Source organism: Micromonospora sp. BL4, assembly GCF_003667505.1.
Taxonomy (GTDB): domain Bacteria; phylum Actinomycetota; class Actinomycetes; order Mycobacteriales; family Micromonosporaceae; genus Micromonospora.
Map to the genome: position 1 here is coordinate 88064 of NZ_RCVJ01000030.1, position 9955 is coordinate 98018.

The window sequence follows — 9955 nt, forward strand, 5'->3', positions numbered from 1 at the left end:
CCCGGACGCGGCGCCGCACCGGCGCCGCGTCCGGGTCACCGGTGCCAGAGCAGCCGGTCGCGGATCCGCCGGGCCATCGGCGAGTCCGTTCCGTCGAGCTCGGCGAGGGCCTCGCTCCACGCCCGCCCGGCCAGCGCCGGGTCGCCGTTGGCGGAGTGGAAGTCGCCGATGGCGACGAGCACCTCCGCGGTGTGGTGGGGGGCCCGGGCGCCGCGGAAGGTGTCGATCGCCTGCTGCCAGGTCGCCATCGCGTGCGGGAGATCGTCGATCATCGAGTACGTGTGCGCCAGCCAGGTCTGGGTGGTGCCCAATCCGTGCAGGTCTCCGAGGGCCTCGAACTGCCGTCGCGCCTCGACGAACATGACCAGCGCCGTGCCGTGCCTGCCCAGCCAGCCCTGTGCCCGGGCGATGACCAGCAGCGCGTTGGTGGCTCCCCGCACGTTGCCCTCGGCGTGGAAGAGTTTCCGCGCGGCCTCGGCGTGCCGGATCGCCTCGGGGTAGCGCCGCTGGTCCAGCCGGATCTCGGCGATGTTGTTCTCCACGTGGCCCTGCTCGGCGCGCCGACCGAGCCGGTCGAAGAGCGCCCGGGCGTGCTCCAGGTGGGACAGCCCGCGGTCGAGATCAGCCAGGAAGTAGCAGGCGCCGGCGAGGCTGCGGTGCAGCAGCGCCCGAGCGGCGGGGTCGTCCCCGGCCGTCGCGAGCCCGGCGCTCACCACTTCCGCCCACTGCGTGAACTGCGCGGTGTCCTGGAAGAAGTTCTGCATGGCCAATGCGATCTGCCACGCCCCGCGAGGCCGTCCGCGCTCCTTGGCCCGCGCCACGATGTCGGTCAGCACCCGTTGCTCGGCGGCGAACCAGGCCATCGCGTCCGCGCGATCGGTGAACCCACGCCCGGTGATTCCGCGCCCGGACGGCTCCGGCCGCGCCAGCGGCACCTGCGGCAGCAAGGGCAGGTGCGCCGCGTACGCGCTGAGCTGGTAGTGGTCGTGGACCCGCTCGACGGCGGCGTCCCGCTCGGCCGCGTCGTCGTGCTCCTCCCCGAGCTCGACGGCATAGGCACGCAGCAGATCGTGCATTCCCCACCGGCCGTCGACGGGCACAACCAGCAGTTGCGCCCCGAGCTCGGCGAGCAGGCCGCGGGCGGAGCGCAGGGACAGGCCGCCCAGAGCGGCGGCGGCTTCCGTGCTCAGCCCTCCGGCCGGGTGCAACGGGAGCAGCCGGAAGAGCCGGCCCGCCTCGGGGGTCAGCGCGCGGTAGGACCAGGAAAAGATCGACTCCAGATCGGCGTGCCCGTCCCCGAAGCCGGCCAGCCGGCCGTCGGCCTCGGCCAGCTCACCGGCGACCGCGGGCAGGCTGAGTCCGGGCCGGCCGACGCTGCGGGTGGCGACCAACGCCAGGGCCAGCGGCAGCCGGCCGCACCGCGCGATGATCTCGTTGACGGCGTCCGGGTCGACTGCCGCCGCGTCGCCGAGTCGTCGGGTGAGCAACTCCCGGGCCTCCGCATCGGTCAGCAGGTCGAGGTGGAGCGGGTGGGTGCCCGCCGGGCCGGCGACACCGGTGATCCGGCGGCGGCTGGTGGCGATGACGAGACTGCCGCCGGTGCCGGGCAGCAGATGCCGGATCTGGTCCCAGTCACGACAGTTGTCGAGCAGGATCAGCATCCGGCGCTCGGCCAGGATGCTGCGGTAGAGGCCGGCCTGGGCGTGCAGTTCGGCCGGGATGGCGGCCGGCGCCACCCCGAGGGACCACAGGAAGCCGCGCAACGCCTCCGCCGGTGTCATCACCGAGTCGCCGGAGTCGAAACCGCGCAGGTCCGCGTGCAGCTGCCCGTCGGGGTAGCGTGCGGCCAGCTGATGGGCCAGATGCACGGCGAAGGTCGTCTTCCCGACGCCGGGCATTCCGTCGATGACCAGCGCGGTGGCTGGCCGGTCGCCGGCCAGCAGCTCCTGCGCGGCGGCCACGACGCTGTGCCGACCAACGAAGTAGGGGTGGTCGGCCGGCAACTGCGCCGGCGGCTCGGCCCCGGTCGACCGCGACACCTCCAGCGCGGCGCCTCCGACGCCGCGCCGCGACCGGAGCCCGTCGGTCGACGCGTCGTGGTCGAACAGGCTGTCCCGGGCCGCACGCAGGTCACCGCCCGGCTGGATGCCGAGCTCGTCGGCGAGCCGGTACTCGATGTCGGCATACGCCGCGAGGGCCTCGGCCCGCCGCCCGTCCGCGGCGAGCGCGAGCAGCAGGCGCGCCTGCAGTGCCTCGTCCAGCGGCTCGTATTCGGCGGCGAGCCGGATCGCGGGCAGCACCGCGTGGACGCATCCGGCCCGCAGCGCGGCGTCGGTCGCCGCGCGGGCTGCCGCGAAGCGCTCGCCGTCGACGGCGACGAACTCCGGGTGGGCGCGGCCGCCGGCCTGCAGACCCGAGGCGCACCGGTCACGCCACAGCGCCAACGCCTCCCGGTAGAGCTCCACGGCCGGCTCGCCGGAGCTGCCGCCGGCCCGGGCAACCAGACGCCGGAAACGCAGCAGGTCGAGGGACTCCCCGTCGATCCGCAGCCGGTACTCGGCGCCGTCACGGATCAGTACCGAGCCCGCCGCCCGCGTCGGCAGACCCGGCTCGAAGCGCCGCCGGAGCATCCCCACGTGCCGGTGCACCACATTGACCGCGCTGGGCGGAGGGTCGGCTTCCCAGAGCAGGTCGACCAACTCGGCGACGCTGACCGCGCCGCCGGCCCGGGCGAGCAGCAACGCCAGGATCAGCCGCTGCTGCCGGGTGCCCAGGTCGATCTCGGACGGGCCACGCCAGGCCCGCACCGGGCCGAGGACGGCGAAGGAGAGTGTGCTGGTCATGGTGCGGCGATCCGTCTGGGGCTGGTTACCACGATCGCCAGAGCATGGCAGGGCTCGCACCGCGAGACGGCGCGTGTCGCGGCAGTGTGAGCTTCCGCTCAGGAGCCGGGCTGTCGGGTCGTGGAGCCGTCCCTGCTCAGGCCGCGTCCAGGCCGGTGCGCAGGGCGCGCAGCGCGTAGTGGGTCCGGGACTTCACCGTGCCGATCGGCACTCCCAGCCGGCCCGCCACCTCCTCCGGTGACCGCCCCACCAGGTACACCTCGGAGAGCAGACTGCGCTGCGCCGGGCTCAACCGGCCGAGCGCGTGCCGGATCGCGTACGACGCGAGCGCGGCGCCGGTGGTGTCGTCACGAGCGGGAATCCAGGTCATGTCGACGAGGTGGACCTCGGCCGGGCGGCCCCTGCGCAGCCGGACGCCGTCGATGACGAGCCGCCGGGCGACGGCGACGAGCCATCGACGGGCCGATTCGGGCTCGGCCGGCACCGAGTCGAGGTGCCGCCAGGCCCGCAGCATCGTCTCCTGGAGCAGATCCTCAGCGGTCTGCCGCTGGCCGCGGGTCAGCACGAGCAGGAGGCGCAGCACGGCACGGGCGTGGCCCGTGTGCAGCGCCGTCATGCGCTCGGCCCGGCCGGCCGGTGATTCTTCGGGTGCCCGCAGCACGGCATCTCCCCCACAGGCAGGAGCAACGGTGAATGCGGCACGAGCCTAGGGACGAGCGATGCGAATGGACTGACGCGTAAGTGCGAATCGAGTGCCGTCGCCGAACGCCATCGGTCACGGACGGGACGTGACCGCCGCGAGCAGGCTGGCCAGCCGCCGCCCGGTGCGGGTCTGCGCGTACGGGATGAGGGCCTGCGCCTCCTGCCACGCCCGCACCGCGGCGTCCTGGTCGCCGGCGGCGGCGAGGGCGTCGCCGAGCAGCGCCAGCACCTCCGCGGCCGGCGCCGAGGCCGAGGCCTCCTGGTAGGCGGCGGCCGCCGCACGCCAGCAGTCGACCGCCTCGCCGAGCTCCCGTCGGGCGGAGTGCACCCGGCCGAACACCTCCCACGCCTCGGCGATGCCCAGCCGGTAGCGCGCCGCGCGCGACAGCTCCATCGCCTGCTCGGCGCAGCGCACGGCCTCGTGCTCCCGGCCCAGTTCGACGTAGCTCGCCGCGATGATCACCAGGACGTCCGCGAGCAGTCTGTCGTCTCCGGCCGTCCCTGGCCCCAGCGCCCCCGACAGCGCCCGGACGACCTCCTCATGTCGGCCCTGGGCACTCAGAATCATCGCCCGGTTGATTCCCGCCCGGGTCATCTCCTCGTACAGGCCCAGCCGGGCGAGCAGCTCCACCGCCTGATCGAGATGCCCGACCGCGATGTCGTGCTCGTGCCGGAAGTAGGCCGCGCCGGCCAGGCTGCGGTGCATCCGGGCCTGTCCGACCAGGTCGCCGCCCGCCCGGGCGGCTGCAAGGGCCACCTCGCCGGTCGTCGTCCAGTCGGCCCACCGGCCGCTGAAATCGAAGAACTGCTGCATGCCCAGGGCGAGCTGCCAGGCCTCGGTGTGCCGGCCCTGCCGGGCGGCCCGGCCGACCAGCGTGATCAGGACCTGCCGCTCGGCGGTGAACCAGCGCATGGCGTCGCCGTGGCCGGCGAAGCGCAGCGGGGTCTCGGCCGGCCCCGGCTCGATCATCGGGTGGTGCTCGGAGGTCAACAACCGTCGGTGCGCCTGATAGCTGGTGGCCCGGTAGAACTCCAGGCAGCGCAGCTCCGCGGCAGCCCGCTCGGCCGGGTCGTCGTTCTCCTCACCGACCTCCGTGGCGTAGGCCAGCAGCAGGTCGTGGGTGCGGTAGCGGCCCGGCACGTCCTCGCTGATCAGGTGCGCGCGGCTCAGCTCGCCGAGCAGTGCCCGCGCGTTGCGCAGTGGGACGCCGGCCAGGCCCGCCGCGCCGGCGATCGAGATGTCGGGGCCGGGATGGATCGGCAGCAGCCGGAAGAGCCGGGCGGCCGCGGCGGAGAGCGCCTGGTAGGACCAGGAGAAGACGGCACGCAGGCCGGTCCGCGGGTCGTCGCCGTCGAAACCGTCCAGGCTCTCCGGCGTCTGGGCCAGCTCGGCGGCGATCTGCGCCGTTGGTGTCTGCGGCAGGCTCGCCGCGCGAGCGGCCACCACGGCCAGCGCGAGCGGCAGCCGGCCACAGCTGGCGATGATGGCGTCGATCGCGGCCGGGTCCGCCGCGACGCGGCCGGCGCCGAGGGGCTTCCGGAGCGCCGCGCGGGCCTCGTCGACGCTCGGCAGGCCGACCGGCAACGGGTGGGCGCCGGCCATGGTCAGCAGGGTGCTGAGCCGGCTGCGGCTGGTGACGATCACCAGACAGCCGGGGCTGCCCGGCAGCAGGTGCCGGATCTGCTCGGCGTCCCGACAGTTGTCGAGCAGGATCAGCAGGCGTCGGCCGGCGAGGCTGCTCCGGTACATGCCTGCCTGGGCGTGCAGCTCGGCCGGAATGCTCTCCTGGGACATCCCGAGCGCGCCGAGGAAGCCGCGCAGCGCCTCGGACGGGCTCATGGCCCGCTCTTGCCCGTCGTATCCGCGCAGGTCGACGTAGAGCTGCCCGTCCGGGTAGTCGACGGCGAACCGGTGGGCGAGGTGGACGGCGAGAGCGGTCTTGCCGATCCCGGGCATGCCGTCGATGGCGAGCACCGCCGGCCCGCCCGGTCGGGCGACCGCCGCGCGGGCCTCGCCGATGAGGTCGTCCCGGCCGGTGAAGAAGGCCAGGTCCGGGGGCAGCTGCGCGGGCCGGGGCAGTGGCGACGACACCGGGGTACGCGCCGGCCGGGTGCGCTGGTGCAGCAGCCGGTCGTACGCCTCGCGCAGCTCCTCGCCCGGATCGATGCCGAGGTCGTCGGCGAGCCGGCGACGCACCACCCGGTACATCTCCACGGCTTCGGCCTGGCGGCCGTGGGCGGCGAGCGCCAGCAGCAGCCGACTCTGCAGCGACTCGTCGAGCGGGTGCTGCTCGGCTGCCTGCCGCAACGGCGCCAGCACCGCGCTCATCCGGCCGCAGCGCTCGGCGGCGTCGGCGGCCTCGCGCACGGCTTCGGCGCGTTCGGCCTCCACCGCGAGGAACGCGGGATGCAGGCGGGAGGCCGGTTCCAGGCCCGCGGCGCACCGGCCGCGCCACAGCCGCAGCCCGTCGAGGGAATGCCGCAGCGCCGACTCCGGGTCGCCGTCCTGGAGGCTGCGCCCCGCCAGCCGGCTCAGCGACCGGAACCTCAGCAGGTCGAGGGACTCCTCGTCGGCGCGCAGCCGATAGCCCGACAGCTCGCGGAGGATGTGCCGGCCCGCCGACCGGGTGGGCAGGCCGGGTTCGAGCAGCCGCCGGAGCACCCCGACGTGCCGGTGTACGACGTTCGCGGCGCTGCGCGGGGCCTCCTCGTCCCAGAGCAGGTCAACCAGCTCGGCCAGGGAGACCGGTGCACCGGCCCGGGCCAACAGCAACGCGAGCACCAGGCGCTGCTGGCGGGCACCCAGGTGCAGCTCGGCGCCGGCGCGGACGACCCTGATCGAGCCGAGCACCGAGAACCCGATCGTCTCGCCCGACTCCGCCGCCCGCACACCGGCAACGGTAACCGGCGGATTCGTCGGCCCGGCCCGCGACCACGGGCGCGGGGACGACGCTGGATGTCCTGGACGGCGGGATTCTTTCGCGGGCCGCCGGCTCAGCGCCGCAGGGCGGTCGCACCCCGCATGTGGGACAGCTTCTCGGGATTGCGCACGGCGTAAAGGCCGGTGATGAGGCCCTCATCGATGCGTACCGCGACGACCGTGTCGATCTCGCCGTCCAGCCGGAGAGTCAACGCCGGGTAGCCGTTGACGTGGGCCGGCTCCAGCGACATGGCAGCGATCCTGACCTTCCTGCTGGCCAGCAGGCGCGCCACCTTGCCGGCGCCGGCGACGGGCCGCAGCAGTGCCTGCCGGACACCACCGCCGTCACCCACGAGCACGACGTCCGGGGCGAGGATGTCGAGCAGGCCCTGCACGTCGCCGGTCTCGACGGCCCGCCGGAACGCCTCGAGCGCACCCCGGGTCTCGGCCGGGGTGACCACCCCGCGCGGCCGGCGCGCCGCCACGTGCACCCGTGCCCGGTGCGCTATCTGGCGGACCGCGGCCGGGCTCTTCGAGACGGCCTCGGCGATCTCGTCGTAGCCCACATCGAACACGTCGCGCAGGACGAACACCGCCCGCTCGGTCGGCGCGAGCGTCTCCAGCACCAGCAGCATCGCCATCGAGACGCTCTCGGCCAGCTCGACGTCCTCGGCGACGTCGGGCGTGGTCAGCAGCGGCTCGGGCAGCCAGGAGCCGACGTAGGACTCCTTGCGGCGGCCAAGCGTACGCAGCCGGCTGAGTGACTGTCGGGTGGCGATCCGGACCAGGTACGCCCGCTGGTCCCGCACCGTCTCCAGATCGACGTCCGCCCACCGTAGCCAGGTCTCCTGGAGGACGTCCTCGGCGTCGGCGGCCGACCCGAGCATCTCGTAGGCGACGGTGAAGAGCAGGTTTCGGTGGGTGATGAACGCGTCGGTAGCGGGGTCGGGTCCGCGACCCTGCCTCGGGACTGCGTTTCCAGCGTCCGGAATTGCGCCGACCATGCGTCACTCCTGTCGCTCCGATCCCGCCTGCGTCGCCCACAAGACGCCGACGGGTCACCTGCTGTGACACCGGGCGTTCGTGAGGGGCGGGGCGTCACCAGCGACCGACCCGACCCGACGCCTCGCGTCGTCACTCGGGCGGCTTCTCCCCGGACTGCTCGCTCGCCATGTACGCCGCGTACCAGTCGGGCCAGTTCTCGTCCCGCTCGCCGGTGCGCTCCTCGTGCTCGCCGTGGGCGGCGGCCGCGCGTCGGAGCGCGCTCGCCAGGTCGGTCGCGGAGCCGAACGACGTCACGCCGCCCTCGACGCGCCCGGGAAGCCTGGTCGTGATCTCCTGCATCAGCCAGGTGTTGCCGTCCGGATCGCGGAACGTGGCGCGGGAGAAGTAGCTGCGCCGCTCGGGATCCAGCCCGTCGACCGGGCCCTTCGGGCCGACGTGGAAGATGTCGCTCACCTCGACACCGGCCGAGACCAGGGCGTTGCGGGCCGCCTCGACGTCGGACACGATCAGGTACGCCTTGGCCGAGCCGGGCGCCGCCGAGGTCAACTCCGAGCCGAACTGCACCGAGCACCACGAGCCGTGCGGCGTGAACTGGACGATGCCAGGAGGTGTCTGGTCGAGCCGCCACCCGAGCCGCTCGTAGTACTCCTTCGCGCGGTCGACATCCGACACCGGGATGACGATCACCTCGAGCTTCACGTCGAGGTTCTGGACGCTCGACGTCCCACTCGCGTCGCGCTGGGCATCCTTCGGGCTCATCGCGGCCTCCCTGGATCGAGTGCGGCGCCGTCAGCGCGCGAGCCACCGCTCCCACGAGCGACGTCGGCTCGATCACCACGCTACTGGCTGCGCCCCGCCCGGGTGCCTCGTTCCCGGCATCAGCCGGGCGACATCCTCGTCGCCCTGCGCACTCCGAGCAGAGCGATGAGGGCGAGGAGGATGACGGCGACGGAGTACTCGTCGGCGGTCCGGGGCACGCCGCCGGCGTAGACCACGAGGAAGCCGGCGATCACGGTGGGAAGGCCGAAGCCGACGTAGCAGACGACGTAGAGCACGGACAGCACGCTGGAGCGTTCGTGCGCCTCGACCAGCGGCATGACGGTCTTGAGGCTGCCCTGGAAACCGGCGCCGAAGCCGACGCCCCCGAGCGCGAGCCCGACGAAGAACCCGGGAACGGACTCGGCCATGGTCGACACCAACGTGACGACCATGCCCAGGATCAGCGCGGCGATCCCGGTCAGGATCACGGTCCGCGCGGCGGTGTTCCGCAGCAACAGGACGGCGATCGACCCGAAGAGGGCGAAGACGAAGAGGACCAGACCGCCGACCACGATCGACGTGTTCATGAGGGCGCGCACGAGCGCCGGGCCGAGCGCCCCGAAGAAGCCGGCCAGCGCCCAGACCGCAAACAGCACCGGAACGACCACCAGCATCGGCCCGCGCACCGAGCGGGGCAGGTTGATGTCCGGACGCAGGCTGCGCCGCGCTCCCGCCATCCGCGTGACGGTCTCCGGCATCAGCGCGACCCCGAGCGCCTGGAGCAGCAGAATCACGAGAAGGACGACGTACACCAGCTGGGTCGGGGCGGGCAGGAACTGGATGAGCAGCGCCGAGAGCAGCGCGCCGCTACCGGTCCCGATGCCCGGGGCGATCGAGTTCGCGAGCGTGCCCCGGGCGCGGTCGATGTCGAGCATGGCGGCACCGATGGCGCCGGTGGCGGCGCCGGCCGCCAGGCCCTGCACGAGACGGGCGGTCAGCAGCGTGGGTACGCCGTTGGCGAAGACGAAGACGACCAGCGAGAGCATCTGCACCACGATCGCGACGGCCAGGACCGGACGCCGGCCGACGTGATCGGACAACTTGCCGAACGTGAGCAGGGACGCCAGCACCGCGAGCGCGTAGACGGCGAACACCACCGTGGTCGTCACCGGCGAGAAGTGCCAGCGCTCCTGGTAGATCCCGTACAGCGGGGTGGGGGCCGCCGACGCGGCCAGGAACGACACGAGGATCGACGCGAGCAGCACCAGTGAGGTGCCCGGCGAGAGTCGTGCCCGCCCCGCGATACCCATGTCGGTGCTCCTCGGCTGCGCTGGAAGCGGTCAGGCCTGGAAACCCCGCTGGCTGTAGGGCCGCAGCGGCGTACCCGGTGTGCTCCGTCGTATGCACGCTCCCGCACCCGCCCGCGCGTCCCGGCCACCCGCTCCCCCGCAGCCGAAATCCGGACGGTCGGGCAGCCGGCCGGGCGGATGGGCGGATGGGCGGCGCTGGTCCGGCGAGTCGTCGTACGGTCGGGGCATGGATGCGCCGGCCGGGTCGGGCACGGCCACCGGGCTGTCCCTGATCGGACTACGCCTTCCGGGAGGACGTGTGTTCGCCAATTCCGAGGAACTGCTGCGGTACCTCAAGAACGAGGACGTGAAGTTCGTCGACGTTCGTTTCTGTGACCTGCCCGGTGTGATGCAGCACTTCAACCTGCCGGTCGAGT

General features: G+C 73.4%; 7 protein-coding genes. 1 reads left to right on the plus strand and 6 read right to left on the minus strand.

Annotation, left to right across the window (positions count from 1 at the left end):
• Positions 1–35 precede the first annotated feature (35 nt).
• The 6 genes from EAD89_RS00625 to EAD89_RS00650 form a co-directional block, all read right to left on the minus strand.
• Positions 36–2843 (minus strand): BTAD domain-containing putative transcriptional regulator, encoded by a 2808-nt coding sequence (locus EAD89_RS00625; RefSeq protein ID WP_121674300.1) that lies wholly within the window; start codon positions 2841–2843, stop codon positions 36–38.
• A gap of 136 nt (positions 2844–2979) precedes the next feature.
• Positions 2980–3504, minus strand: coding sequence for a sigma-70 family RNA polymerase sigma factor (locus tag EAD89_RS00630; protein ID WP_199733373.1), 525 nt, complete (start codon positions 3502–3504; stop codon positions 2980–2982).
• A 114-nt stretch (positions 3505–3618) separates the two neighbouring features.
• Positions 3619–6435 (minus strand): BTAD domain-containing putative transcriptional regulator, encoded by a 2817-nt coding sequence (locus EAD89_RS00635; protein ID WP_121674302.1) that lies wholly within the window; start codon positions 6433–6435, stop codon positions 3619–3621.
• 104 nt (positions 6436–6539) lie between these two features.
• Positions 6540–7469, minus strand: coding sequence for an RNA polymerase sigma-70 factor (locus EAD89_RS00640; protein ID WP_121674303.1), 930 nt, complete (start codon positions 7467–7469; stop codon positions 6540–6542).
• Positions 7470–7599: 130 nt separating this feature from the next.
• The gene (locus EAD89_RS00645) at positions 7600–8229 is read right to left on the minus strand and encodes a VOC family protein (protein ID WP_121674304.1); all 630 of its coding nucleotides are present in this window, start codon (positions 8227–8229) and stop codon (positions 7600–7602) included.
• Between the two features lie 119 nt (positions 8230–8348).
• Positions 8349–9539, minus strand: a complete 1191-nt coding sequence (locus EAD89_RS00650; protein WP_121674305.1) for an MFS transporter — start codon at positions 9537–9539, stop codon at positions 8349–8351.
• 226 nt (positions 9540–9765) lie between these two features.
• Between EAD89_RS00650 and EAD89_RS30185 the strand changes: the two genes are divergently transcribed.
• On the plus strand, positions 9766–9955 hold a 190-nt coding region (locus EAD89_RS30185), incomplete at its 3' end, for a hypothetical protein (protein ID WP_147458724.1).

Bases quoted from the DNA above. Each gene is read 5' to 3' on its own strand.
- EAD89_RS00625 (WP_121674300.1), bottom strand. From the start codon at position 2,843: ATGACCAGCACACTCTCCTTCGCCGTCCTCGGCCCGGTGCGGGCCTGG.
- EAD89_RS00640 (WP_121674303.1), bottom strand. From the start codon at position 7,469: ATGGTCGGCGCAATTCCGGACGCTGGAAACGCAGTCCCGAGGCAGGGT.
- EAD89_RS00645 (WP_121674304.1), bottom strand. From the start codon at position 8,229: ATGAGCCCGAAGGATGCCCAGCGCGACGCGAGTGGGACGTCGAGCGTC.
- EAD89_RS00650 (WP_121674305.1), bottom strand. From the start codon at position 9,539: ATGGGTATCGCGGGGCGGGCACGACTCTCGCCGGGCACCTCACTGGTG.